This window comes from Variovorax sp. 10L426 (assembly GCF_056395305.1).
This window is the reverse complement of the sequence record NZ_JBFTJF010000001.1, coordinates 285,713-312,226: the sequence shown is the minus strand read 5'-3', so window position 1 is coordinate 312,226 and position 26,514 is coordinate 285,713. Positions and strand designations below refer to the sequence as shown.

The window sequence follows — 26,514 nt, the reverse complement described above, 5'->3', positions numbered from 1 at the left end:
GGGGATCACCCGGTGTCCTCGCCACGCGCCCCGGACGCCTGCGCCGAATTCAAGCTGCATTCCATGCGTAGCAGGTCACGCAGAAGCGTGGTGGAAGACTGAGATGGACCAGACGATCTGCTGCGACGCCCAGCGACGCATCGACGTCGCGAACTCGACCACGCTCAACGGCATCGACTTCGTCGAGGTCATCGACGTGGGGGCGCAGTTTCAGCAGGGTCTGCGCTTGCACTTCCTGCGAGCCCCGGCGCCCGCGGGCATTTCCGCGGCCAACGTGCGAATCAGCGGCGGCGAGCGCTTCACCGACATCGTGGTCGACCAGCCGCCCACCTACGACGCCAACGTGCTGGTGCTGCACGTCAATCAGCCCGGTGACTTCTCGACCTACACGCTCCAACTCGTGCAGCCGGACGGCAGCGGCCTGCCGATGGCGGGCATGGACCCGGTGCTGTCGTCGGTGCAGTTCTCGTTCAAGGTGGATTGCCCCTCGCCTTTCGACTGCCAGCCGGCCGCGACCTGCGCCCCCACCGTGGCCGCCGTGCCGGAGCTCAACTACCTGGCGAAGGACTACGCGGGATTCCGGCAGCTCATGCTCGACCGCCTCGCCACGCAGGTCCCCGGCTGGCAGGAAACCCACGTGGCCGATCTTGGCGTCGCGCTGGTCGAGATGCTCGCCTACGTCGGCGACTACCTGAGCTACCAGCAGGATGCCGTGGCGACCGAGGCCTACCTGGGCACGGCACGCCTTCGCACCTCGGTGCGGCGACATGCCCGCCTCGTCGACTACTTCATGCAGGAAGGCTGCAGCGCCCGCGCCTGGGTGCAGGTGCAGGTGCAGGCGGACAACGTGGTGCTGCCGGCGCATACGCCGATCCTCGGCGGCAAGGCAGGCGCCACGCCGGTCGTCGCGAAGGCCGGTTACGCCGCGACGTTGGCGGGCCAACCCGTCGTGTTCGAGACGGCGCAGGCCGCGACGCTCTTCCAGGCGCATCAGCAGATCGGCTTCCATACCTGGGGCGACCGCCGCTGTGCGCTGCCCCGGGGCGCGACGCAAGCGACCCTGCGCGGGCGCTTTCCCCAACTGAAGGCGGGCGACGTGCTGGTCTTCGAGGAAGCGCTGGGGCCCGAGACGGGACTGCCCGTTGATGCAGACCCGACCCACCGCCAGGCGGTGCGACTGATCAGCGTCACGATCAACGACGCCAAGGGGCAACCGCTCCAGGACCCGCTCTACAAGCAACTCGTCACGCAGATCGCGTGGGCCGCGGACGACGCGCTGGCCTTTCCGCTGTGCCTGTCTGCGCGCATCGCGAAGAACAGCACCGAGACAGACGTGAGCGACATCAGCATCGCCCGCGGCAACATCGTGATGACCGACCATGGGCAGCGCCTCGCGGCGGCCGAGGTCATCGGCGAAGTGCCCCAGCCGACGCTCTATCGCGCGCCGGTGGCGAGCGGCACGATGTGCACTGCGTCGCAGCGGGAGCCGGTGCCGCCGCGCTTCCGCCCCCGGCTGACCCAGTCGCCGATCACCTGGGCCGTGCCCTTCGATCCCGCGGACCTCGGCGCTTCGGCGGCGGCGCTGCAGCAGCCCGATGCGGCGAGCGCCGTGCCCGCCATCCAGCTCGCCGGCAGTCTCGAGGGACAGTCGGTCGACTGGTTCGCGCAACAGGACCTGCTCGGAAGCCATGCGGACGATCCGCACTTCGTCGTCGAGCCCGACGACGCGGGCGTGGCGTGGCTGCGCTTCGGTGATGGCACGCACGGACGGCGCCCGGCGTCCGAGACGGTGCTCAATGCCAGCTACCGCGTCGGCATGGGCAGCGCCGGCAACGTCGGCGCCGGAACGCTGGTGCGCATCGTGACGGACGACCCGGCCATCGTCGGCATTCGTCAGCCGCTGCCGGCCAGTGGCGGCACCGAGCCCGAAAGCATCGCCTCGGTGCGCGCGAAGGCGCCGTATGCGCTGCGCACGCAGCAGCGCGCGGTCACGACCGACGACTACGCGCGCCTCGCCGCGAAGCTCCCCGGCGTGCAGAGCGCGGCCGCCACGATGCGGTGGACCGGGAGTTGGCGCAGCGTCTTCGTCACGGTCGATCCCTTTGGTGGCGGCGCGCTGGATGCGGCAGCGGAGTCCCGGCTCGCTCAGTCGCTCGAGAGCCTGCGCATGGCCGGCCATGACCTGGAGATCGAGGCGCCGATCGCAGTGCCGCTCGAGATCGCGATGCAGGTCACGGCGCGGCCGGAGTACTTCGGTGCCGAGGTCTCGCAGGCGCTGTCGGAGGTCTTCAACAGCCGCGTGCGGCCCGATGGGCGGCTTGGCCTCTTCCACCCGGACAACTTCCGCATCGGCCAGGACGTGTATTCGAGCCCGCTGTATGCGGCGGCGATGGCGATCGACGGTGTCGCGTCGGTGCAGATCACGACCTTCCAGCGACGCGGCGACGCGGGCCGCGCGGCGCTCGATGCGGGCGTGCTGCCGATCGGGCGCCTCGAAGTGGCGCGCCTGGACAACAACCCGGACTTTCCGGAACGCGGCGTCTTCAGCTTCGTGGTGAGGGGCGGGAAATGAGCACCACCTCCAACCCCTCGCCGGGCGGGCTGGACGCCTGCGGCGCATGCGCTGGCGTGTCGCCGCAGACGCCGGGGGTCGTGGCCAACCGCGCGGGTCTGTCGTCGATCAGCTACCGGGTCGGAACGCAGCCGCTTTTCAAGGAAAGCATGCAGGCGCGCCTCGGCACGCTGCCCGAACTCCGCACACGCGACACCAGTGACTTCACGCTCGGGCTGATCGACGCCTGGGCCAGCGTGGCGGACGTGCTCAGCTTCTACCAGGAGCGCATCGCCAACGAATCCTTCCTGCGCACCGCCACCGAACGACGATCGCTCGCGGGCCTCGCGGAACTGGTCGGCTATGTGCCGCAACCCGGCGTGGCCGCGAGCACCTGGCTTGCATTCACGATGATGCAGGCGCCCGGAACGCCGTCGACGGCGGTCGACATTCCCGCGGGCACGCGCGTGCAGAGCATCCCGCTGCCCGGCGGCCTGCCGCAGACCTTCGAGACCATCGAGACCGTTCCGGCCAGGGTCGAGTGGAATGCGTTCCGGCCGAGCCTGAGCTTTGCGCAGACGGTGGGTGCCGACACGCCGGACGTCCTGCTGAGCGGCGTGTCGACGGGCCTCAAGCCCGGTGACAGCGTGGTCGTGACACCCAGCGAGCCGGGAAGCCGCCCGGTGCTGCGCACGGTGTCCGGCGTGACGCCGATGGCGGCCGAGCAGCAGACCCGGGTGTCGCTGCGGCCGGCGATCTCCGGGGCCCAGGTACCGGTTCCCGCGCCGCCGCCGCCGCACAGGCTGCGTCCGTTGATCGCCATTGATTCGCTGCGCGTCGACACGGTGCCGCTGAACGTTGCGGCCACGTTCGCGGCCCCACGCAACTGGTCCTTCGTGACGCAGCAGGTGCTGGCCGCCAACGTGCCTTTCATCGCGCGTGCCGACGACCTGAATGTCTTCGGCTGGCGCTTCGGACTCAAGCTCACCCAACTGTTCAGGACCCTCGCGGCGTACTCTCCACCGGTCGCGCCGAGTGTCCATGCGTTGCGCACGAAGGCTTCGCTCTTCGGTTACAACGCGCCCGATCCGCGCAGTCTGCCAGCCGCCATCGCGGGCCAGTATTCGGACGACCGCGGGACCGACGGCGATTGGCAGCCACCCTCCGACACGCTCGACCCGCTGCTCGATGCCCCCTACCCGCGCATCGCGCCGGGCGGCGATGCGGCGCCCAGCTTTGCGGCGCTGAGATGGAGTGACAGCCAGGGCGAGCACTGGGTCGTCGCCAATGTCGACGGCGTGGCCGAACACGGCATCGCGAAATACACGATGAGCGGCAAGGTGACCCAGCTTCGGCTGTCGGTGGTCGGCCAGAGCGACAGCGGGCCCGTGTCGGTCTCCTATCCGAACTTCAGCAACTACCGCGGCGCCACCCTGCAAGCAGAGAGCGAAGCCCTGCCTCTGGCGCGCCTGCCGAACGAAGACCCGCTGCCAGCGGATAGCCAGATCGACCTCGACACCTGGGTCGACGGCCTCTACGCCGGCCAGCTGCTGATCGTCACGGGCGAACTCGCCGACTCGCCCGGCAACTACGCGAGCGAGATGGTGCAGATCCAGTCGGTCGAGCATGCGATCGGCGCCGACGGCGGCACCACGCTGTCGCTGGTCAGCGCACTGACACAGGCCTATGTGCGAAAGACCGTCACGATCAACGGCAACGTGGCGTCCGCCACGCACGGCAGCGGCGTGAACGAAGTGCTGGGCAGCGGCAATGCGAGCCTGCCTTCGCAACGCCTCACGCTGCGGCAATCGCCGCTCACCTACGTCAGCGCGGCGACGCCGAGCGGTGTCGCATCGACCCTCGCACTGCGCGTGAACGGCGTGCGGTGGAGCGAAGTCCACGACTTCTACGGCAGCGCCGCGAGGGACCGCGTCTACATCGCCCGCCTCAATGACGACGGCAGCACCAGCCTGAGCTTCGGCGACGGCGTCAACGGCGCTCGGCCGGCAACCGGCACGGAGAACATCGTCGCCAGCTACCGCAAGGGCATCGGCGCGGTCGGCAATGTTGCTTCGGGCCAGCTCACGCTGCTGCAGACGCGCCCGCTCGGCGTGCAGGGAGTCATCAATCCGACGCCCGCCACCGGAGGCACCGATGCCGAGACGGCCGACGACATCCGCACGAACGCAGCGCTCGGCCTGAGCACGCTCGCCCGCATCGTTTCGCTGCAGGACTACGAGGACTTCGCCCGCGCCTTCGGCGGCATCGCCAAGGCGCTCGCCACCTGGACCTGGTCTGGGCAGACCCGCGGCGTCTACCTCACGGTCGCCGGCATCGACGGCGCCGACGTGGAATCGGGCGGCGCGGTCTTCGGCCACCTGCTCACCGCGATCGGCGATTCGGCCGAGCCGAACGTCCCGGTGCGGCTCAGCAGCTACCGGCGCGGCGCCTTCACCTTCAGCGCGAACCTCATGGTCGATCCGGCCTTTGACATGGATGCCGTGCTGGCCGCAGCACAGCAGGCCGCACGCGATGCGTTCTCCTTTGCGCGGCGCGGCTTCGGCCAGGCGGTGACGCGCAGCGAGATCATCGCGCTGCTGCAAGGTGTGCCGGGCGTGGTGGCGGTGCAGGTCTCGGCGCTGCGGCGCACCGACACGGCGCTCTTCGTGCCGGCTGCGCGCATCGCCGTGCTGCGCGAAAACGCGCAGATCGACGCGGCGCTGCCCCAGGTGGGCTCCGGCGCGAGCGTCCTCGCCGCCGAGTTGCTGACGTTGGACCCGAGGCCGTTGAACCTGGTCGCGACCTGGGCGGAGGCCCCACCATGACACTCGACGGCGACGCCCTCCTTCAACTGCTGCCTGCGATCTACAGGCTGCGCGATGCCGACCAGGGCGGCGCGCTCGCGCGGCTGCTCGACGTGCTGGCCGAGCAGGTGCAGGTGCTGCAGGAAGACCTGGCCCAGCTCTACGACGACCAGTTCATCGAGACCTGCGCCGATTGGGTCGTGCCCTACATCGGCGACCTGATCGGCTACAGGCAGCTCAACGGCGTGGCCGCGACCATCAGCAGCCCGCGCGCCGAGGTGGCCAACACGATCAACCTGCGGCGCGGCAAGGGCACGATCACCGTGCTCGAGCGGCTGTCCCGCGACGTCACGGGCTGGGATGCCCATGTCGTCGAGTACTTCCTCGGGCTCGCGGTGACCCAATGCGTGAAGCACGTGCGCGCAGGCGCCGGCGGCACGGTCGACATGCGGCGCCAGCCGGTGCTCGAGCGCATCGGTTCGCCCTTCGACAGTGCGGCCCACACTGCCGAAGTGCGCGGGCTCGGATGCGGCGGACGCTGGAACCTGCCCAACGTCGGCATCCACCTGTGGACCCAGGAAAGCACCGGCCTGTCACAAGCCACGGCTTTCGCACTGGATGATCTGCGCTTCTTCTTCAACCCGCTCGGCACCGACACGCAGCTCTTCAACCGCCCGCAGCCGTTGCCGGGCGACGCGCCGCTCGCGCGCGAATCGAATCTGCCGGTGCCGATCAGCCGCCGCGCGCTGGCGGCCAACCTGAACGGCTTCTACGGACAGGACCTGTCGATGTTCATCGGCGGCCTGCCCGCCGGCACCGAGCTGCTGTCCGCCGATCTGTCGGACCTCGATGCCGGCGGCACGAAGTGGGCCCACGTGCCCGTGGCGGGCAGCGTGCTGATCGATCCGCAGCGCGGGCGCATCGCATTCGCCGCGGCGCCGCCGAAACCACTGCAGGTCTGGTTCCATCGCGCCAGCGCATCGGACATCGGCGGCGGTGAATACGAGCGGCTGTCGACGCTTTCGCTCGGCCTCCAACCCGTGGTCGAAGTCCAGTCCGCGAGCGGCAGCGTGCAGACGGCCCTCACCGCCGTCGCATCCGGTGGCGCGGTGCAGTTCCCGAGCAGCGCGACCTGGGCCGAGACGCCTTCCGTCGCGCTCGCGGCCAATGCCGTCGTCGAGCTGCGTGGCGCGGACCAGACGCGGCCGGTCCTGCGACTGTCGGGCGAGCTGAAGATCAGCGGCGCGACCGGTTCCGAACTGACACTCAACGGTCTCGTCATCAGCGGCGGCGCACTGCATCTCGCGGCCACGGCCAACGGACAAGGGCCCGACACCCTGCGGCTGGTGCACTGCACCCTCGTTCCCGGGACCTCCGGCCTGATCGTCGAGACCAAGGGCACGCGGGTCGAACTGGACCATTGCGTCGTCGGCACGCTGCGCATCGCTGCGGAGTGCAGCGTGAGCCTGACGACCTGCATCGTCGATGCCGGCGACCCCGCCGCGGTGGCCTTCGCGGCCGTCGACGGCGACGCAGCGGGCGGCGCACTCCAGGCCACCGACTGCACGCTCATAGGCCGGGTCCACAGCACGGCGATCGCCTCGGCCTCGAACTGCATCTTCCACGCGCGTGCAAGTCTCTCCGGCGGCGGCACACCGTGGCCGGCACCGGTGTGGTCCGAGCGGCGGCAGGAAGGTTGCCTGCGCTTCTCGTACCTGCCGCTCGAATCGATCGTGCCGCGTCGCTACCGCTGCCAGCCCGCGTCGGCGGCCGATGCGAGCCGCGTCGTGCCCCTCTTCGATTCGCTGCGCTACGGCGACGCTTCGTATTGCCAACTTGCCCGCCGCTCTGCGAACGAGATCCGCACGGGCGCCGACGACGGCGCCGAAATGGGCGTCCACCACGAACAGATGGCCCAGCAACGCGAAAGCAACCTGCGCCTGCGCCTGGCGGAGTACCTGCGCGTCGGTCTCGACGGCGGCCTGCTTTTTGCCGACTGAGCCAAAGAGGAGGAACAACATGAAAGCCGACTTCAGCCGCAATACCTTCAATCCGCGCAAGCACTACAGCGCCGTGCTGCAGCAGCAGGGCCGGGTGCAGGTCGACGCCGACTGGAACGAACAGCAGGCCATCAACGCCCACCGCGGCGAGCGCCTCGGCATCGACGTGATCGGCCCGAGCGGCGCTCCGCAGGACAACCCGGGCTTCGGCCTGGGCTTCACCACCGACGGCAGCGACCTGACGATCACGTCAGGCCGCTACTACGTCGACGGTATTGCGTGCGAGATCGAGCCGGGCCAGACCCTTGCCTTCAGCAGCACCGGCGACAACAAGGCGCAGGTGGCCTTGCCGCGCTCCGATCTCGCGGACTTCCACGTTGGCCAGTGGGTGCTGCTGAACGTCACGGCGGATGCGTCGCAGATCCTGCGCATCACCACCGTGGCCGCCTCCGACGGCGCGCTCACGCTGACGCTCGCTGCCGCGATCACGCGGCCCCCGACGCCGGCCACCGGCGCCTTCAACGGCGTGCTTCGCCGAATCACGACCTACCTGACGCAAGCCGACTTTCCGAACCCCGACTTCGCGACGGCTGCGGCCGGCGCCAATGCGGCCGCACTCGTGCTACCCAAGGGGCTCTACGTCGCCTACCTGGACGTCTGGCAGCGCCTCGTCAGCGCGTTCGACGACCCCGCCATCCGCGAGTCGGCGCTCGGCGGCCCGGACACGGCCGTTCGCGCGAAGACCGTCTGCCAGCTGAAGCTGCTCGCCGTCACGCCGCCCGCGACCGATGCGCCGGCCTGCGGCACGGCCTTCCCCGAATGGGACGCGCTGACCGGCGGCGGCAGCGGCGCGCTCTCGGCTCGCGCGGCCCCTTCGCTGGGGCAGACCGGCCCCTGCCTGATCCCGCCCGGCGGGGGCTATCGCGGGCTCGAGAACCAGCTCTACCGGGTCGAGATCCACACCGCCGGCACCGACGGCAACGCGACCTTCAAATGGTCGCGTGACAACGGCAGCGTCGTCACGCCCATCCAGTCGTTCAGCGGCAGCACGCTGACCGTCGACAGCACCGGCCCGGACGATGCGCTGGGCCTGGCGAACGGCCAGTGGGTCGAGATCCTCGGCGATGCCGACGAATTGCACGGCAGGCCGGGGCAGTTGATCCAGATCGCCACTGTCCAGCCTGCCACCTCGACGGTGACTTTCGCCGCGTCGCCGACGCCGATCGATGCATCCCTGAAACCGAAGATGCGGCGCTGGGACGGCACCGCCACCGTGGTGCCCGCAGGCGGCGGCGGCTGGCTGGACCTCGAACTCGGCGTGCAGGTGCAGTTCACCGCGGGCCGGTACGCGACCGGCGACTACTGGCTCATTCCCGCGCGTTCGGGCGCGACGGCCACCGTCGAATGGAACCATGCCGCGCCGCAGCCGCCGAGCGGCGTCGTCCATCACTTCGCGCGCATCGGACTGCTTCGCTGGGCGGGCACCTCGGCGGGCAGCCTGATCACCGATTGCCGCCCCACCTTCGCGCCCCTGACGGACGTGCCTGCCGCGCTCCACATCACCGGGATCAGCTGGCAGAACGACGACGTGCTGCAGCTCTCGCAGTTCGTCACCGGCCTGTCGATCTCGATGGATGGGGCGCCGATCGGGCAATACACGGTCAACCTCGACCCGGGCACCGGCACGCCGGTGCCGACGAACGTGGCACTGATGACGGCTTCCGACAACTCGATGATCGTCACGGTCGAGATTCCAACCCCCGTGCCGAACCAGCCCGCCAATGCCCAGCCCGCGTTGACGATGTCGGTGCCGGTGGTGCTGCCCGGCAATCCGATCAGCTGGCAGGCGAAATCCAGCACCCTCCTGTGGGTGCCCAGCCCCGCGGCGCAAAGCGTGGTCAACGCACTGAGCGGCGGGCAGGCGCGCGTGCGCGTGCGGATGAAGGGCAACTTCATCTGGGGCGACCTTGGTCAGGAGCGGCTCTATCTCGACGGCGAAGTCCGCGGCCAACCGGGATTGAGCGCATCGCGCACCAACAGCCTGCGCACCGACCTGGCCTTTCCCTCCGGCTGCGGTCGCCGCTACAGCGATTTCGAGAGCTGGTTCACCCTGCAACTCGCCGCCACGCCGGTCTCGCTGCGCAGCTTCGGACTCAACGCGGCGGTGCTGCTCGGCGACGGCGCGGTGACCGGACAGGTCGTGCTCGCCAGCGTCGCACAGGCGCCGGTGACGGTGACGCTGGTGGCCAGCAGCTCGCCGACCGTCCCGGTCGTGCTGAACGGCGGCAATCCCCTGACGATCCCGGCGGGGCAAACCACCGCGACCTTCCCGATCACGGTCACGGCACCGGCGTCGAGCAGCGTCGTGAACGTGACGGCCAGCGTGCCGGCCATTCCGAATTCGCAGTTGACAACCTCGCTCACGACGAACTTCACCGTCGTGGTGCTCAGCGTCGCCGTGTCTCCGCCGACAGCGCTGTTGCTCGCCGGCACCTCGCAGCAGTTCACGGCCAGCGTCGGCAGCAGCGGGGTCGCCATCCCGGGCGGCGTCGACACGGGCGTGACGTGGAGTTGCAATGGCGGCTCCATCAGCGCGTCGGGCAACTACGTGGCACCGGGCGCGGCCGGCGTGTTCAACGTGGTCGCGACGAGCGCCGCCGACCCGCGGCGAAGCGCCCAGGCCACGGTGACGGTGCGCGTCAAGGGGAAAGACAAGGACAAGGACAAGGAGGCCGCGGTCGACAAGGCCGTGCGCATCGACAAGGTGGTACTCGCCGAGAAGGTCAGCGACGTGGTGGTGCGCGCGCCCGTGGCCAGTCCCGTGATCGCGGGCCCCGCGGTGATCGCTTCGCCGGCGATCCCGCAGCGCTCCTTCATCGCTCCTGCGCAACGGCCGGACGTCGGCCTTCCCGCGGCGCCGGCAGCGCCCACCAACCCGGGCACGGGCGGCGGTGGCTGAGCGGCCGCTGCTCGTGCTCGCCGATGAGCGGGATGCCGCGGCGCAGGCCTTCGTCGCACGCCATCGCAAGGATGGCGCGCGCCTGCTGAAGCCCTCGGACCTCTCGTGCGCGGGCTGGTGCCATCGCGTGGACGATCCGGCCGCTTCCGTCGCCGTCGTGGAGGGTCTCGCCATCCCCGGGTCGGTGCTTCGCGGGGTGATCACGCGGCTCGCCGCCATCGCGCCGGCGCAGCTGCCGCACGTGGCCCAGGCCGATCGCGACTACGTGGCGAGCGAGATGACTGCCTTCCTTGGCGCCTGGCTGTCGGCGCTGACATGCCCGGTGATGAACCGCCCCTTCGTCCCTTCCCTGTCGGGGCCGGCGTGGTGCAGGGAACACTGGGTGAAGCTTGCGCTCGACCTGGAGGTGCCCGCGGCCCCGGTGCGGCGTGCGCTGCGGCCCGGTGCGCCCATGCCGGGCCTGGAAGCCCTGCCTGAAGCGCGCGTTCGCCTCGACGTCGTCGGCCCGACGATCCTCGGCCATGCGCACCCGCGATTGCGCGCCCATGCACGGCGGCTCGCCGATGGCGCCGGCATGTCACTGCTCGGCGTGCTCTTCGATGCGGAAGACGGCAACGCACGCTTCGTCGGCGCCGACCCCTGGCCCGATCTCTCCGACGAGCCGATCGGCGATGCCTTGATGGATTGCGTGCCATGAGCGCCGTCCGGCCGCCCGAAGGCGCTCGCACCGCAGTGCGCAGCACGGAGGTTGGCTTATGAGCGCCGCGACGGGCCCCGTGCTGCTGTGGGGTTCTCCATTCGATCTCCCGATCGCCGCTGTCTGCACCGCGCTGAGCCGCCTCGGGACGCCGATGTTCCTCGTCGACCAGACGCGCTCCGGCGAAACGTCGATCGACATCGAGATCGATGGCGTCCCCACGGGCTGGATCCAGGTTGGCGACCAGCGCTGCGCGCTGGACCGCATCCGGTCGATCTACGCGAGGCCCCTGGACCCGGTGCGCGCAGAGGACGCATCGACGCTGGGCGCCACCGGCGCCAGGCTTCACGCCGCCGCGATCGACGAGGCCCTGGGCAGCTGGCTCGAGCTGACGCCGGCGCTCGTCGTCAACCGTTTGTCCGCAATGGGATCGAACAGCTCCAAGCCCTACCAGGCGGCATTGATCATGCAGGCCGGGCTCGCAGTGCCCGACACGCTCGTGACGAACGACCCCGACGCGCTGCGCCGCTTCTGGAAGCGCCATGGCAGCGTCATCTACAAGTCCTGCAGCGGCGTGCGCAGCATCGTCTCGCGCCTGTCGCCGGACGACGCCGACCGGCTTGCGCACCTGCCCACCTGCCCGACCCAGTTCCAGGAATACGTGCCCGGAACCGACTACCGCGTGCACGTGATCGGCGACGAGATCCACGGCCACGCCATCGAATCGGACGCCGACGACTACCGCTATGCGGGCGCGGCCGGCGTTCGATTGCGGCCCTGGCAAGTGCCCGACGAACTCAGGCCTCGCCTGCGCGCGCTGGCCGCTTCGCTGGGACTCGTCATGGCCGGGATCGACCTGCGTCGCAGGCCGCAAGGCGACTGGGTCTGCTTCGAGGTCAATCCCTCGCCGGGATTCACCTTCTACGACGACGAGGATGACGAGCCGCTCGCGCGCGCCGCGGCACGCTTGCTCAGCGAGGCCTGATGGTCGGGCCAAGCCGGGCGCGGCACAGCATGGTCGATATGTTCACTCGTCGGCCGCCTCCCTCATTCTGGGGACAAGAAACGGTGCTCCCAACTTTTTGAGTGCGCCAAGGCACATCGCAAAAGCGTCTGTCTTCCTACGATTCCAGACAGTTCGAAGCGAAGTCGCGCGAACCCTTGCACTCAACCTTGTTTCACCGGGAGTCGATCATGAAGTTGTCAACTGCGTTGCGCTCGTTCTGGCGCGTGCCAGTGGCCATCGTTATCACCAGCGCCCTGGCCGGCGGAGCATCCCTGGCTTCCGCCCAAACAACGCGCGCCTCATCTCAGGTGCAGGGCGCGCCGCTCACGCTCTTGCTGAGTGGCCCCACGGGCAATCCTTCGACACTGGTCTATACCGCGGAAGCCGGCTGGCGCCTTCATGCCGGGCTGGACGCCGATGCGCAATCCCTGAAGACTGCGCTCAATCCGCCCCCGATGCCGACCGACGAGCAACCGCCACTGGAGCGTCCGCTCACCGTATTCATTGACGGACCGACCGGCTTCACCTTCATCTATGTATTCGACGAAGGTTGGAAATTCGTCGGGCAGATTGCCAGCGCGAGCCGCTAGCGACCGCAACATGCGATCAAAGGCGCCGGCACTCGTGCGTATCGGCGGCTCCGGCATCACGCTTTGCGCGGCAACCTGGACCGTGGCGCTTTGCGCAGGACTCGCACCATGGGGCCGACTCTCTGCGCAGGAAGCGCACCGTCCAATGGACGATCCGCGCATCGCCAGCGCGTGGCAAGCGCTACGCACCGTCAATTGCGAGCGCTGCCACGGCAAGGGTTACGAGGGCCTGGCCGCGCCATCCATCGTTGACTACGCCCGCACCCAAAACCGCGAGTCCTTTGTGCGCGCGGTGCTCGACGGCAATCCGCCGCGGGGCATGCCGGGCTATCGAGGCAATCCGCTCATTGCCGAGAACATCGACGCCATCTATCTCTACTTCCTGGGGCGAGCCGATGGCTCGATCGAACCAGGCGCCCGGCCCGCGCCGCGCGTCGCGGACTGACGCACCAAGGCCCGCATGCAGGCTTTGCACCGGTCGACGACACTGTCGGCATGAACGACAGCGCGCAAGAAAAAGACAACCCGGCCGCCACCACTTCCTCCCGCATCGCCCTGACAGTGGCCGCCGCGTTCTTCATGGAAACGCTGGACGCGACCATCATCGTGACGGCACTGCCCGCCATTGGCACGGGGTTCGGCATCACCACGCTCGATGCCAGCATGGGCGTCACGGTCTACCTCATCGCGATGGCGATGTTCGTGCCCGCCGCCGGGTGGTGCGCAGCGCGCTTCGGTGCGCGCACGGTGTTCGCCACGGCGATCGGCATCTTCACCGTCGCCTCGCTCATCTGCGGGCTCGCACCGTCCTTTGCGGTGTTCGTCGCCGCACGGGTGCTGCAAGGCTGTTCGGCCGCGTTCATGTCGCCCGTCGGGCGTCTGGTCGTCCTGCGAGAGACGCCCAAGCACCGGCTCATCGAGGCCATCGGCATGATCACCTGGCCCGGTCTGATCGCGCCGGTGATCGGGCCGCCGCTCGGAGGGCTGATCGCGACCCATGCATCGTGGCGCTGGATTTTTCTGCTCAACGTGCCGATCGGATTGGTGGGTGTGTGGCTGATCCTGCGACTGTTTCCGCGCCGCGCAGGCGACAGCAAGGCGCGCTTCGACGCGCCTGGATTCGTCCTCACGGCGCTCGCACTGGGCCTGCTGGTCGAAGGCTTCACGCGCCTGGGAGAAGTCCATGACGGCAACGGTTTCACCATGGCGCTTCTGGCCGTCGGCGCATCGGCGGCGGTGGCGTCCGTGCGCCATGCCCGGCGCGCCGCCCATCCGATGCTGGACCTGCGGGCGCTCCGCGTGCCGACTTTCACGCTCGCCTCCGCCACCGCCGGCTTCATGTCGCGGGTGGCGATCAACGCCTCGCCCTTCCTGCTGCCGCTGATGTTCCAGATCGGCTTCGGCATGAATGCCTTCCAGGCCGGCTCGATGCTGCTGGTCTACATGGCCGGCAATCTGGTGATGAAGAGCGCGACCACGCCGGTGCTACGCCGCTTCGGCTTCCGCCGTGTGCTGTCGGTCAACGGCGCGCTCTGCACCATCACGCTGTTTGCCTGCGGACTGCTGTCGCCGGGCGATCCGCTGCCGCTGGTGTGCGTGCTGTTGTTCGTCGCCGGCATGGTGCGTTCGATGAACTTCACCGCAATCACGACCCTCGCCTTCGCCGATGTGCCGGACGACATGCGTGCCGGCGCGAGCGCATTGGCCACCATGCTCCAGCAGGTCTCGATGGCGCTGGCCGTGGCGTTGGCCGCTTCGGTGCTCGGGGCATCGCAGGCATTGCGCGATGCTTCCGCACTGTCGCTGACCGATTTCCGGCACGGGTGGTTCGCGATCGGCCTGCTGATGGCGGCGGCCACCCTCATGACGATGCGCCTCGATCCGCTGGCGGGAGCGGCAGTGTCGCAGCGAAACTGAGCCAGGATACCCGCATGGACACGACCATCTACGCCGCGCCGAAGATCGATTGCCACTGCCATCTCTTCGACCCCGCAGCCTTCCCGTATCAGCCCGACGTCTTCTATCGCCCCACGGGCGGCGAGCTTGCCTCGGTCGACTACTTCGTCGAGGTCATGGCGGCGTACGGCGTGAGGCATGCGCTGCTGGTTCAGCCCAACTCGGGCTACGGCCCCGACAACAGTTGCATGCTCGACGCGATCCGCCAAGGCGACGGACGCTTCAAAGGCATCGCCGTCGTGGGCAACGACGCGTCGATGTCGCAGTTGCAGGACTTGCAGGCCCAGGGCATCGTCGGCATCGCGTTCAACATGGCGCTGCTGGGTCTGCCGTACTACGCCGATGCCGATCCGCTCTTCGAGCGTCTCGGCGCGCTCGGCCTGTTCGTGCAGATCCAGGTGCAGGACGACCAGATGGCGGACCTCGCGCCGCGCCTGCTGGGCAGCGGCGCGAACATCCTTGTCGACCACCATGGCCGGCCCGATGTGGACAAAGGCATCGACGGCAAGGGCTTCGATGCCCTGCTCCGCATGGCCGACAGCGGGCGCTGCACCGTCAAGCTGTCGGGTTACGACAAGTTCGCGCACGACGCGCTGCCCTTCGCGGACGCGCAGCCCTTCACGCAGGCGCTGCTGGCGGCCTTCGGGCCGTCGCATTGCCTCTGGGGCTCCGACTGGCCGCATTTGCGAGCGACGCGGCGCCTGGACTACGGGCCGCTGCTGCGCGTGTTCGAGCGCAGCGTGCCTTCGGCACAAGACCGGAACGCGATTCTGTGGGAGACGCCTCGGCGGCTGTTCGGCTTCGGCGAACGCGTCGTCTAAACCATCGCTGCGTGGATTCCTGCCAGGCCAATCGCCACCGCCATGGCAAAACTCGCCAGCGCTGAAGGCGTGCGCGATGCGGCATTGGAAGCCAGCACACCCACGCACCCCGCGAAGAGGAACGGCAACGGGACCAGCACCGGAATCGCGAGCAGAGCGACATCGTCGAGCACCGCGCCCATTTGCGCCCCCTCCGGCGTCGTCCACCGGATGCCCACCAAGGGAAGCGCGGCAACCGCCATGCACAAGAGGAAGCCCCAGAAGAGCCATTCCAGCGACGCCGGATCATCCATTCGGCGCGTTGCGGCCGGCTCCTGTCAGTGCGTGTCGTCCCAATCCTCGGGATGCGTGAAAGCCCGAGTGCCGAAAGTGAAGGAGATGGGCAATGTCATGGCCGGCAATTTATCCACGCCGGTGCCCTCTTGCGCCCTTGCGGTTGAGGAGTATCGGCGCACGCTACCGGGCGTCGTGGCGCACGCGCCCTCGCGTCGATCCCCCCACGCTTGACCCGGACCGCCGCGCCCGCGAGCATTGACCCCATGAATCTCCACACTTGGCTCATCTACCTGCTTGCCGCAGTCGGGCTCTCGCTGTCGCCCGGCCCCAACGGGCTGCTGGCCCTGACGCACGGCGCCCTGCATGGCCGGCGCAAGGCGCTCTACACGATCTTCGGCGGCGCCCTGGGTTTCGTCATCGTGATCGCGCTGTCGATGTTCGGCATCGGCGCGCTGCTCAAGGCTTCTCTCGTCTGGCTGACGGTGATGAAGTGGCTGGGCGGCGCCTATCTGGTCTGGCTGGGCATCCAGGTCTGGCGCGCTCCGCCGATCGGCATCGAGGTGCGTGAATCGACGCCGGCCCGGCCCGGTAGTTCGCTGTTCCGGCAAGGGGCGCTGTCCGCGCTCACCAACCCCAAGGGGATCCTGTTCTTCGCGGCTTTCCTGCCGCAGTTCATCGATCCCGCGCGGAGCCTGTGGCTGCAGTTCCTCGTCATGGCCGGGACCTTCGCGGCCATCGAGATCGCGACCGAGCTGCTCATCGCCAGCATGGCGCATCGCATCAGCCCGTGGCTGCGGCGGGTCGGGCGGCGCTTCAACCAGGCTTGCGGCGGCGTGTTCGTCGCCATCGGGGTCGCGCTGCCTCTGCGCGCCTGAGCATCAGGTTTTGCCCAAAATGGCTAAAATGCCCAAATTGGGTAAAACAGCCATTCAACGGAGCTTCTCATGTCCAGCAGCAGTGCAGCCATTTCAAGGCCCGAAGCCATCGATCGCTTCACGCGCGGCCTGCCCGCCTTCTCGGCCACCCGGCTGGTCGCCGGCATGCAAAAGGTGACCAGCGCGGTCATGGCGCACGGCGCCGTGGTGGTCACCCGCCATGACGAACCGGCCATGGTGCTGATGTCGATCGACCGCTACCTGGCGCTGGAGCAGGCGGCCGAGCCCGACCTGGATGCCCTGACGCAACAGTTCGACGACATGTTCGCCCGCATGCAGGGCGACCAGGCCGCCCAGGCCATGGAAGACGCATTCGCGATGCCCCCGGCCGAACTCGGCAAGGCCGCGGTCCGCGCGGCCGGCGGCAAGTCCGCCAAGAGGTAGTTGGTCGGTAGATGGTCGCCCGCATCTTCGTTCTCGCAGGCGTCAACGGCGCCGGCAAGAGCAGCATCGGAGGCGCAGCACTCCAGGCACGCAAGGTTCCCTACTTCAATCCCGATCTCGCGGCGCGCACGCTGCTGGACACGAATTCCTCGCTCACGCTCGAGGCTGCCAACGCCCAGGCCTGGGAAATGGGGCGCGCCGGCCTGGAGCGCGCGCTCGCCGAAGGACTCAACTTCGCTTTCGAGACGACGCTCGGCGCGAGAACCATTCCTGATCTGCTGCTGGCAGGGGCCCGGGGCGGCGCCCAGGTCCATGTCTGGTATGCGGGCCTCGACACACCCGAAAAGCACATCGAGCGGGTGCAGGAACGCGTGAAGGCCGGCGGCCACGCCATCCCCGAAGCCAAGATACGGGAGCGCTACACGAGCAGCCGTGCCAACCTCATCAAGCTGCTGCCGCATCTTGCGAGCCTTCGCGTGTATGACAACAGCATCGACGGCGACCCCAAGGCAGGCATGAGGCCGCAGCCCGTCCTGGTCCTGCACATGGAGGCTGGCCGCATCGTCTCCCACATCGGCCTCGAGCAAGTGCCTCAATGGGCGAAGGCCGTCGTCGCGGCGGCCTTCGAAGTCACTGAAAGAAAAACAAAAGCGCCGAAACCTCGGCGCTCCTGAAGAAGCCGGAACGCGGCGTTTCTCAATGTCCCGGCTGCGCGCGCACAGGGATCAGGGGTTCATCGGATCGCCGCATGGCCAGCAGGCAGATGGCGGCAATCACCGCCGGAACGCCGATGACCGCGAAGAGCGTCGGCAGGCTCCAACCCAGGGCCAGCATCCAGCCGCCGGCCATCGAGCCGAGCACCGACCCGACGCGGCCGATTCCGTTGGCCCAACTCACGCCGGTCGCGCGGCTCGCCGTGGGATAGAAGCCGGCAGACAGCGCGTTCGCACCCACCTGGGCGCCGGAGATGCACACGCCCGCGCCGAAGACCGCGAGCACGAGCATCAGGGTGCTGCCGGTGCTGCTGCCGATCAGCGCCGTGAACGCGGCGGCCAGGGCATAGGCCACCGCCAGCACGCGCTGCGGGTTGAACCGGTCCATCAACTGACCCAGTCCGATCGCACCGGCTGTTCCGCCGACCTGGAACATGGCAGTCACCAGCGAAGCATCCTTGAGCGAGCGCCCGGTGCTGCTGATGAGCGTGGGCAGCCAGCTCGACAGCAGATAGATCACCAGCAGACTCATGAAGAACGCCAGCCAGAGCAGCAGCGTGCCGCGGCGAAGCTCGGGCTTGAACAGGTGCTTGACCGGAAAGCCGGGCTGCGCCTTCTCCGGCACCGCGAATCTCACGTTGGAGAGATCCTCGCCGGGCGCGATGCGCTGCAGCGTCCGCAGCACCTGCGGGGTCTTGATGCCTTTCACGACCAGATAGCGCACCGACTCCGGCAGCGCGAGCGAAAGCACCGGCACCAGCGCAAGCGGAAGCACGCCACCGAGGACCAGCACGGCGCGCCATCCATGCTCGGCCACGATGTGCGCCGCCGCAACGCCACCCAGCGCGGAGCCGAGCGTGAAGCCGCAGAACATGGTGGTGACCAGCACCGCACGATGCTTCTCGGGCGCGTATTCGGAACTGAGCGTCACCGAGTTCGGCATGGCGCCGCCGAGTCCGAGACCGGTCAGGAAGCGCAGCACGATCAGCATCTCCACCGAATTCGAATACGCCGAGGCGAGCGAAGCCAGGGCGAAGAACGCCACGCAGACCATCAGGATCGTCTTGCGGCCGAATTTGTCGGCCAGGGGGCCGAACAGGAATGCGCCGGCCATCAAGCCCGCCAGCCCGGCACCGAAGACCGGCGCCAGATGCGCAGGGTTCAGCCCCCATTCGGCGCGGATCGCGGGGGCGATGAAGCCGATCGATGCGGTATCGAAGCCGTCGACGGCCACGATGAAGAAGCACAGCAGCAGCGTGACGGTCTGCGTCCGCGACAGCTTGTGCGAATTGATGAAGTGCTGGACGTCGATGGTCCGGGGCGATGTCATGGGGTGGCTCCTGGGAACGGGATTTCGAGGATCGCGATGATTCGGCCGCGTTCAGGCGGCCAGGCAGTTGTCGACCGTCCAGCCATAGAGCCACTCCATCGCGTCGTAGTAGCGCTCGGGAGTGCGGCCCTTCCAGAGATCGTTGCGCACCAGGCGCTCGACACCCTTCGCATGAAAGATGCGGCCCATCTCGCGCGCCGACAGTACGACGCGTGCCGTGCGGGCAACGCGCGAGTGCTGGTAAAGCTCGAAGGCCTTGCCGAAGTCGTTGCCGTTCACGCGCAGCGCTTCGCCCAGCGTGACGGCATCCTCCATCGCCATGCAGGCGCCTTGCGCGAGGTACTGCAGCGTGGGATGCGCGGCGTCGCCCAGCAGTGCGACGCGTCCGAAGGTCCATTGGCCGATGGGCTCCCGATCGGCCGTGGCCCAGCGCTTCCAGTCCTTGGGCAAGTCGATCAGTTGCCGGGCCTTGGCGCAGATGCCTTCGAAATAGCCCTGGACCTCCTCGCGGCTGCCTTCGCGCACGCTCCACTCTTCCTTCTCGCGGCTGTGGAAGGTCACGACCACGTTGTACTGCTCGCCGCCGCGCAAGGGGTAGTGCACCAGGTGGCAGTTGGGACCGACCCAGATGCTGGCGGCGTTCCACTGCAGATCGACCGGGAAGTCCTTCTTGTCGACCACCGCGCGGTAGACGACATGGCCCGACACGCGAGCCTCGTCGCCCACGTATTGCCGACGCACTGCCGACTTGACGCCATCCGCACCGATCAAAGCGATGCCACGGTGAATGTTGCCCTTGGCATCGTGAACCGTCACGCCGTCCGCATCCTGCTCGATGCGCTGCACGGTCGTCGACGTCAGCACCTCGATGCGGTCCGAAGCCTGCGCGCCCTCGAGCAGCGACATGTGGACGTCGGCGCGGTGGATCACTGCGTAAGGATTGCCGAAGCGCTGCCGGAAGGCCTCGCCGGTCGGGATGCGGCCGACCAGCGTCTCGTCGAGCGCGTCGTGCATCACCATTTCGTCGGTGTAGACGGCACGGCTTCGTGCGATCTCGCCGATGCCCAGCGCATCGAAGGCCGCGAACGCGTTGGGCCCGAGCTGGATGCCCGCACCGATCTCGCCGAGCTCAGCCGCCTGTTCCAGCACCTTGACCGAGAACCCTTGCCGCACCAACGCCAAGGCAGTCGCGATGCCACCGATACCACCACCGGCAACCAGGACTGGAAGCGCGGATTGCTTTGCATTCATGTGGATCTCCTGATGAACTTGTGTACTGATCATCAGCACACTTAGCATCAGTATAGGGATAGAATAATTTGGACCACAAAGGGTTAACCCTTATTCACTCGATTGCATGAAAAAAAACAGCGCGACACCCGTTGATCTGGAGACTCTTCCCGGCCACTACATCCGGCGGCTGCAACAGATCGCCGTGGCGATCTTTCTGCAGGAAACCGAGGCCCACGGCGTGACGCCGGTTCAATACGCCGGCCTGCAGGCCGTCCGCAAGTCGCCGGGCATCGACCAGCGAACGCTGGCACGGTCGATCGGACTCGACACCTCGACGGTCGCCGGCGTCATCGACAGGCTGGAGTCCCGTGGATTGATGGTGCGCAGTTCCTCGCCCGACGACCGCCGCGTGCGCCTGCTGAGCCTCACCGACGAGGGGCTGGCCCTGCTCGACGAGATCCAGCCGGCCATGATGCGCGCGCAGCAGCGCATCCTGGAGCCGCTGTCCAAGAAGGATCAGCAGGAATTCATGCGCATGATCCGCTCGGTGGTCATCGCCAACAACGAACTGAGCCGGGCGCCGAGCGACGGTTGACCTGCGCGGAGACGGCTACTGTGAGGCTGTCGTTGCAGCGCGCTCGCGCAGCCGCATGCTCAATCCGACAGGCGTCATCGTGAACGAGAGAAGTTCGCGCGCCGGTTGCCCATCGGGCGTATCGATGCGCTCGATGTCGAAGCGACTCAGCAGCAACGCCATCGCCATCTTCATTTCGAGCAGCGCCAGGTAGCGCCCCGGGCAGATGCGCGGGCCGGCGCCGAAGGGCATCGACGTGCGCTTCGCGCTGCTGGCGATGGCACCGGGGCCGCCGCCGTCCAGCCATCGCTCCGGTTTGAACGCGGCCGCGTCGGGCACGTAGCTGTCGCTCACGCTGTCGCGGCGCATGAGGCTGAATATCGGCGTCCCCGCCGGCACCCGCACATCGCCAACGACCGTGTCGTGCGCAGCCTGCAACCCGATCAGGGGCGCCACAGGCTTGAGCCTCATGGTCTCGTGCGCACAAGCCTCGATGTAGTCGAGTTGCCCCGCCTGATCGAAGGTCGGCACACCGGAATCAGGCACGATGCGGCGCACTTCCTCGACCGCGCGGGCCAGCGCTGCCGGATGGCGCCACAGCAGGTCGATCATCCACGCGATGGTGTTGGCGGTGGTGTCCTCACCGGCGAGCAGCATGGTCATGACATTGCCGGCCACTTGCAGGTCGCTGATGCCGCTGTCGGGCTCGTCCGCCGCGCCGATCATGGCTTCGAGCAGATTGCGCGGATGAACGCGAAGATCGGGATTCGCCTCCATCCGGCGCCGCGCTTCGGCAATGAATCCCTCGACGGCCGCGTTGACCGCGACCACGCCGCGCGCCAGTTCGCGGTCGGCGGCCGACGGGAACACACGCCAGAGCGGCAGCGGCGCCGTCAGGCGCCTGAGCAGCGCCGGAAAGATCTTGTCGAGGTGCTTCTGGATGACGTCGCCGTCGGACTCCAGCGTCTTGACCTCCGCGCCGAAGGCCAGTCCCGCGATGGTGTCGACCGTGTAGCGCATCAGGTCGGACTGCAGGTCGATGGCGACGCCCTCGCGCGCCGCATTCGACCAACGCCTGCCGAGCCGTTCGGCGACTTTCTGGAGCGAGGGGAAGTAGTCCCTGACATGCGCCGGATCGAAGCCCGCCATCACCATGCGCCGCTGCCGGCGCCAGTCATCGCCCTTGGCGCCGAACAGGCCGGGCTTCAGTCCCATCTCCTTGCCAATGCCTTCCAGCTTGCTGGTGCGATGGAACCCGTCCGGCCGGTCCCGAAGCATCGCCGCGACGGCCTGATGGTCGCCGACGATCAGCATGGAAGTCTTGCCGAGCTTCAGCTTGAAGAAGGGGCCGAATTCGGCGCACCAGTCTTCCAGCTGCCGGTGCATGCGCGGCGCGTCGATCTGCAGCAGATTGCCGAGCACCGGAATGCCGCGCGGACCCGGCAAGTCGTCAAGGCGGCGCGTGCCTGACGGCACCGGGGTTGCGGGGCGATCGAGGGTGGTGGGTTCCATGGTGCGGGCAGCATAGCGCGATGATCGAAGCGCTCAAAGCGCTGCGTTGCGGGCTTGCCGGCGCCGGTATTCCGGATACCAGTTCGTGAACCAGACGGCGCCGACCAAGGCCGCCACTGTCACCACGACGCCGACCCACAACGGCACCGAAGGCACGCGCGCCATCACGAAGTCGGCGCCCGTCATCACCAGGAAGGCCAAGGCCCAGATACCGCTGAGAAGGTAGTTGATGGTCTTGAACTGCGGCAACGCGGCAATTTCAGGCGGAACCCGCTCGCGGGCGTATTGCAGCGTGAAGGGCTGGCCGATGAGGATGGAGATCAGCACGATGGCGAACAGGCCACCGTCAACCGCAAGGCGCACCTCGACGATGTTCCAGGCACCGCCCGTGCCGAGTACGTAGAAGCCCAGGCCCGCAAAAAGAATCACGGTGCCCATGTCGAGAATCTTGAGGCTGCCCGCATGGCGAAGGCGATCTCGAACGATCAACCCGATGGCCACCGCGGCGGCGGCGAACAGGGCCGCCACCACCGGCACCTGACGCGACAACAGTGCAAAGACGATGAAGGGCGAGAAGCTCCAAAGGATGCTCATGGTCTCTCCTGATTCCGGATTGAAGTTTCAGCGGCTGGCCGGCAGCCAGCTGCCGTGGAAGCCGGACGGCACGCGGTGCGAAAGCTGCACGGTCGCGATCGGTCCGTCGGCCAATGACTGCGCATCGAACACCGCCAGATCGCTGCGGCATTCGGCGCCGCGGTAGACGGTCGCCAGCAGCCAGCCGTCGCCCTCCTCCGCATCGGCGGATCGCGGCACGAAAACTGGCTCAGACACACGGTCGCCTGGCGGCAGGTAGTGCAGCGTGCGCCGGCCGGTGACGGCGTCGAAATGCGCCAGGCCCTCGTTGCCCGCGCCGTAGATGGGCTCGCGCTGACAGGCGTACCAGCCGTGACGATAGGACAGACCGGTGCGGCGTTCGTCGATGCGCGGGAACTCCCCGGCGAGGTCGTCGAGTTGCTGCTGCTCGAAGCGGTTGCTCGCGCCGGCGAGGTCGAAGGTCCAGCGGCACATTCTTGCCACGCTGCGCCGCGGATCGGTCGGCCGGCCGTCGGGATACGGGAACAGCGGCGGCTCGTCATAGCGCATCACGTCGGCCACGATGCGGATACCACCTTGCGCGTTTTGCTCTTCCCACGCGTTCATCACGTGGAAGACATAGCCTGCGTCTCCCTCGAACCACCGGATGTCCTCGATACGTCCATCGCGCGGCATCACGCCGACGCGCGCGCCGAGTTCGGGCTCCCAGGCGAACGGCGGCATGCCGCGTTCGGCGCGCGCCATGCTCGCCGTCAGCGGCAGCACCGGGAACAGCACATGCCGCTCGGTCACCGCGAAATCGTGCACCATGCTCGCGCAAGGCGCTTCGAAGCGGTCGAATCGCGTCACCGTGCCTTTCGGATCGATGGTGCCGTAGGTCATGCCGCTGGACAGCGGACCCGTCGCGCCGTATCCGAAGAAGAGCAGCTCGCCGGTCGCCGGGTCGGTCTTCGGGTGCGCGGTGAAGGGGCCTTTCAATCCGCCGCCGAAATCGAACGGGCCCCGCGTAGCCAGCGTGCCGGGCTCGATCTCGATCGGCAGGTGCGCCTCTTCCAGCGCAAGCAACCGGCCTGCGTGCCACGCCACATGGGTGTTGGCGACGCCTTCATCGGCCACGCCGGCGGCCAGGCCCTCGTCGCGCATGGGACGGCCGAACCCATCGAACAGGCGACGCCCGGCGGCGTGTTCCGCCTTCCAGTGGGCCGTGCGAATCCAGCGATTGCGGTAGCTGGCGCGTCCGTTCGACAACTCGAAGGCATGCAACATGCCGTCGCCGCCGAACAGGTGTGCATCGGCGCTCGGGAACTGCGGATTGGGACCGTTGCGGACCAGCGTGCCATTGAGGGCGGCGGGCAACTCGCCCACGATCGGCAGGATGGCGGCTTCGGCCTCGAAGGAGATGGGGCTGCCGTTCACGCGCCGGGGCGGCGACGAGACATTCGCGGGGGTCGACTTTTCGGGTGGCATTGCGATTCCTCGAAGTTGATATTGACGCTGTCAACACCTGTATTGAATGATGATCAGCGATGAAAGCCAAGTAAAATTGACGCCGTCAATATCGAATCCCGTTTCTCCTGAAGATCTTCATGCCTGCATCGCCCAAGCCCCGGCGCGCCGCTTCACCGGCTCCGCGCAGCCGCCGCAAGGCCGCCGAAGCCTCGACGCCCTATCACCATGGCGCGCTGCATGCCGCCCTGCTCGCGGCCGCGCAGGACATCGTCGAAAGCCAGGGCCTCGAGGCGCTGACACTGCGCGCCGCGGCGCGCGCGGCCGGCGTCTCGCACGCCGCACCGAAGAACCACTTCGGCGACCTGACCGGCCTGTTGAGCGAACTGGCCGCGGTGGGCTTTCGACAGTTCGCCGACGCGTTGCGCGCCGCGAGCAGCGACGGCGCATCCCCCGGCACGCGCTTCGATGCCATCGGCCACGCCTATGTCGCCTTCGCGCGGGAGCATCCGGCCATGTTCCTGCTCATGTTCCGCGGCGAGCGCCTCGACATGACGCGCCCTGCCCTGCGCGATGCGGTCGAACAGGCGCGCGCGGCACTGGCCGGCGCCGCGGCGGCACGACTGGGCCTTGCGCCAGCTGCGGATGCGCCAGTCACGCCCGAACAGGGGGCGACGATGATCGCAGCCTGGTCGCTGGTGCACGGCTTTGCAATGTTGCTGATCGACGGCCGGCTCGACGCGGTGATGTCGCGCTGGCCGCAGGGCACCGACTGGCAGACGCTGCTGAACGCGGTGTTCAACGCACCCCGCCCGCCGCGATGATGCAGCGCGCCGGCGCCGTCAGGCGATGACGCGCACGGGCAGCCGCGAAAACCCGTGCACGAAGGACGAGCGCACGCGCGTCGGCTCGCCCATCACCTCGATCGCGCTGAAGCGGTCCAGCAATTCCTCCCACAGGATCTTGAGCTGAAGTTCCGCGATCCGGCTGCCCACGCAACGGTGGATGCCGAAGCCGAAGGACAGATGCTGGCGCGGGCGCTCGCGATCGATGATGAAGCGGTCGGGGTCCGGAATCATCTCCTCGTCGCGATTGGCCGAGAGATACCACATGGCCAGCTTGTCGCCCTTGCGGATCTGCTTGCCGCCGAGTTCCGTGTCCTGCGTCGCGGTTCTCCGCATGTAGGCCAGCGGCGTCTGCCAGCGGATGATCTCCGGCACGAGGCTGTCGATCAGCGCGGGCTTGGCGCGCAGCTTGGCCATCTCTTCCGGATGCTGGTGCAGCGCCAGCAGGCCGCCGGTCATCGAGTTGCGCGTGGTGTCGTTGCCGCCCACGATGAGCAGGACGAGATTGCCCATGTACTCCATCGGCCCCATCTCGCGCGTGACCGGGCTGTGGGCCAGCATCGACACCAGGTCGGGACGCGGCGGCACGTTGACGCGCTCGTTCCAGAGCCGCGTGAAGTACGCGAGCATGTTGCGCAACTCGGCCATGCGGACCTCGGGCTCGGGCGCATCGGGGTTGGTGCGCTTGTTMGCGGTGGACATGTCCGACCAGTGCGGCAGCAGRCGCCGATCCTCCAGAGGRAAATCGAARAGCGTYGCCAGCATCAGCGTSGTSAGTTCGATCGACACCCGGTCGACCCAGTCGAAGGTCTCGTTGCGCGGCAGGCCGTCGAGCACCTTGCGCGTGCGTTCGCGGATCAGGCCTTCCCAGGTTTCGAGGTTGGAAGGCGCAGCGATCGGACTCACCACCTTGCGCTCCTCGTCGTGCCGGGGTGGATCCATCGCGATGAACATCTGCAGTTGCTGCTCGCCGGGCGGGAAGTCCATCAGCGTGATGCCGCCCTTCGACCAGTCCGACGAGAAGATCTCATGGTGCGTCTCGACGTGCATGATGTCCCGGTAGCGCGTGACCGACCAATAGTCGCCGACGCCTTCGATGGGACTGTGCGAACGGTGGACCGGGTCTTCGCGGCGAAGACGCGCGAGGACGTCGCCGATCGTGTCGTCCACGAACCGCTGCGGATCCGCGGGGTTGAGAGCCTCCAGCGGCATCGACCGGATGCTGGCTCTCGATGCCTGCGCGGCATCGATGAATTCTGCGTTTGCCGCCATCGTGGACTCCTTGCGC

Annotated in this window: 22 protein-coding genes; 15 read left to right on the top strand and 7 right to left on the bottom strand. The window is 68.1% G+C overall.

The features are described from left to right. Positions 1-103 precede the first annotated feature (103 nt). The 10 genes from AC1DHL_RS01565 to AC1DHL_RS01520 all read left to right on the top strand — a co-directional run bounded on the left by AC1DHL_RS01565 (position 104) and on the right by AC1DHL_RS01520 (position 15,384). Positions 104-2,572, top strand: a complete 2,469-nt coding sequence (locus tag AC1DHL_RS01565) for a putative baseplate assembly protein (RefSeq protein WP_478160075.1) — start codon at positions 104-106, stop codon at positions 2,570-2,572. Continuing rightward, a complete protein-coding gene (locus AC1DHL_RS01560; protein ID WP_478160073.1) occupies positions 2,569-5,376 on the top strand; it encodes a putative baseplate assembly protein in 2,808 nt (935 codons plus the stop codon). The genes AC1DHL_RS01565 and AC1DHL_RS01560 overlap by 4 nt, the downstream gene beginning before the upstream one ends. Beyond that, the gene (locus AC1DHL_RS01555; protein ID WP_478160072.1) at positions 5,373-7,355 is read left to right on the top strand and encodes a hypothetical protein; all 1,983 of its coding nucleotides are present in this window, start codon (positions 5,373-5,375) and stop codon (positions 7,353-7,355) included. Before AC1DHL_RS01560 ends, AC1DHL_RS01555 begins: the two co-directional genes overlap by 4 nt. Before the next feature lie 19 nt (positions 7,356-7,374). Continuing rightward, the gene (locus tag AC1DHL_RS01550; RefSeq protein ID WP_478160070.1) at positions 7,375-10,314 is read left to right on the top strand and encodes a DUF6519 domain-containing protein; all 2,940 of its coding nucleotides are present in this window, start codon (positions 7,375-7,377) and stop codon (positions 10,312-10,314) included. Next, positions 10,307-11,011, top strand: a complete 705-nt coding sequence (locus tag AC1DHL_RS01545; protein WP_478160068.1) for a hypothetical protein — start codon at positions 10,307-10,309, stop codon at positions 11,009-11,011. Before AC1DHL_RS01550 ends, AC1DHL_RS01545 begins: the two co-directional genes overlap by 8 nt. 58 nt (positions 11,012-11,069) lie before the next feature. Then, positions 11,070-11,996, top strand: a complete 927-nt coding sequence (locus AC1DHL_RS01540) for an ATP-grasp domain-containing protein (RefSeq protein WP_478160066.1) — start codon at positions 11,070-11,072, stop codon at positions 11,994-11,996. Positions 11,997-12,205: 209 nt separating this feature from the next. Then, positions 12,206-12,607: a hypothetical protein gene (locus tag AC1DHL_RS01535; protein ID WP_478160064.1), complete on the top strand. Its 402-nt coding sequence runs from the start codon at positions 12,206-12,208 to the stop codon at positions 12,605-12,607. Positions 12,608-12,617: 10 nt separating this feature from the next. Further along, entirely contained in the window at positions 12,618-13,052 is a 435-nt protein-coding gene (locus tag AC1DHL_RS01530) for a c-type cytochrome (protein ID WP_478160062.1), read from the top strand. Positions 13,053-13,102: 50 nt separating this feature from the next. After that, complete coding sequence (locus tag AC1DHL_RS01525; RefSeq protein ID WP_478160060.1) at positions 13,103-14,524, top strand: MFS transporter; 1,422 nt, start codon at positions 13,103-13,105, stop codon at positions 14,522-14,524. Between the two features lie 14 nt (positions 14,525-14,538). Continuing rightward, the gene (locus tag AC1DHL_RS01520) at positions 14,539-15,384 is read left to right on the top strand and encodes an amidohydrolase family protein (protein ID WP_478160058.1); all 846 of its coding nucleotides are present in this window, start codon (positions 14,539-14,541) and stop codon (positions 15,382-15,384) included. Here AC1DHL_RS01520 and AC1DHL_RS01515 read toward each other — a convergent pair. Continuing rightward, positions 15,381-15,677, bottom strand: a complete 297-nt coding sequence (locus AC1DHL_RS01515; RefSeq protein WP_478160056.1) for a hypothetical protein — start codon at positions 15,675-15,677, stop codon at positions 15,381-15,383. The two genes, AC1DHL_RS01520 and AC1DHL_RS01515, sit on opposite strands and share 4 nt — an antisense overlap. A 246-nt stretch (positions 15,678-15,923) precedes the next feature. On the opposite strand from AC1DHL_RS01515, the gene AC1DHL_RS01510 reads away from it, so the two are divergent. The 3 genes from AC1DHL_RS01510 to AC1DHL_RS01500 all read left to right on the top strand — a co-directional run bounded on the left by AC1DHL_RS01510 (position 15,924) and on the right by AC1DHL_RS01500 (position 17,653). Then, positions 15,924-16,535 carry a LysE family translocator gene (locus AC1DHL_RS01510; protein ID WP_478160054.1) on the top strand — a complete coding sequence of 204 codons (612 nt, stop codon included), beginning with the start codon at positions 15,924-15,926 and terminating at the stop codon, positions 16,533-16,535. A gap of 69 nt (positions 16,536-16,604) precedes the next feature. Further along, on the top strand, positions 16,605-16,979 hold the full coding sequence (locus AC1DHL_RS01505; RefSeq protein ID WP_478096231.1) for a hypothetical protein: 375 nt from the start codon (positions 16,605-16,607) through the stop codon (positions 16,977-16,979). 11 nt (positions 16,980-16,990) lie between these two features. Continuing rightward, a complete protein-coding gene (locus AC1DHL_RS01500) occupies positions 16,991-17,653 on the top strand; it encodes an ATPase (RefSeq protein ID WP_478160052.1) in 663 nt (220 codons plus the stop codon). Positions 17,654-17,675: 22 nt separating this feature from the next. On the opposite strand, the gene AC1DHL_RS01495 is transcribed toward AC1DHL_RS01500, so the two are convergent. Together AC1DHL_RS01495 and AC1DHL_RS01490 are read right to left on the bottom strand one after the other, a co-directional pair. Further along, complete coding sequence (locus AC1DHL_RS01495; protein ID WP_478160050.1) at positions 17,676-19,022, bottom strand: MFS transporter; 1,347 nt, start codon at positions 19,020-19,022, stop codon at positions 17,676-17,678. Between the two features lie 51 nt (positions 19,023-19,073). After that, entirely contained in the window at positions 19,074-20,273 is a 1,200-nt protein-coding gene (locus AC1DHL_RS01490; RefSeq protein ID WP_478160048.1) for a 3-hydroxybenzoate 6-monooxygenase, read from the bottom strand. A 106-nt stretch (positions 20,274-20,379) separates the two neighbouring features. Here AC1DHL_RS01490 and AC1DHL_RS01485 point away from each other — a divergent pair, with 106 nt between their 5' ends. After that, entirely contained in the window at positions 20,380-20,850 is a 471-nt protein-coding gene (locus AC1DHL_RS01485; RefSeq protein ID WP_478160046.1) for a MarR family winged helix-turn-helix transcriptional regulator, read from the top strand. Between the two features lie 15 nt (positions 20,851-20,865). On the opposite strand, the gene AC1DHL_RS01480 is transcribed toward AC1DHL_RS01485, so the two are convergent. From AC1DHL_RS01480 to AC1DHL_RS01470, 3 genes are read right to left on the bottom strand one after another with little or no spacing between them, the layout of a single operon-like run. Beyond that, positions 20,866-22,341 carry a cytochrome P450 gene (locus AC1DHL_RS01480; protein ID WP_478160044.1) on the bottom strand — a complete coding sequence of 492 codons (1,476 nt, stop codon included), beginning with the start codon at positions 22,339-22,341 and terminating at the stop codon, positions 20,866-20,868. A 33-nt stretch (positions 22,342-22,374) separates the two neighbouring features. Continuing rightward, the gene (locus tag AC1DHL_RS01475; protein ID WP_478160042.1) at positions 22,375-22,935 is read right to left on the bottom strand and encodes a hypothetical protein; all 561 of its coding nucleotides are present in this window, start codon (positions 22,933-22,935) and stop codon (positions 22,375-22,377) included. Between the two features lie 27 nt (positions 22,936-22,962). Further along, a complete protein-coding gene (locus AC1DHL_RS01470; RefSeq protein WP_478160040.1) occupies positions 22,963-24,402 on the bottom strand; it encodes a carotenoid oxygenase family protein in 1,440 nt (479 codons plus the stop codon). A gap of 119 nt (positions 24,403-24,521) precedes the next feature. Here AC1DHL_RS01470 and AC1DHL_RS01465 point away from each other — a divergent pair, with 119 nt between their 5' ends. Then, positions 24,522-25,205: a TetR-like C-terminal domain-containing protein gene (locus AC1DHL_RS01465; RefSeq protein ID WP_478160038.1), complete on the top strand. Its 684-nt coding sequence runs from the start codon at positions 24,522-24,524 to the stop codon at positions 25,203-25,205. A gap of 18 nt (positions 25,206-25,223) precedes the next feature. On the opposite strand, the gene AC1DHL_RS01460 is transcribed toward AC1DHL_RS01465, so the two are convergent. Continuing rightward, positions 25,224-26,498, bottom strand: a complete 1,275-nt coding sequence (locus tag AC1DHL_RS01460; RefSeq protein ID WP_478160036.1) for a cytochrome P450 — start codon at positions 26,496-26,498, stop codon at positions 25,224-25,226. Between the last annotated feature and the right edge of the window lie 16 nt (positions 26,499-26,514).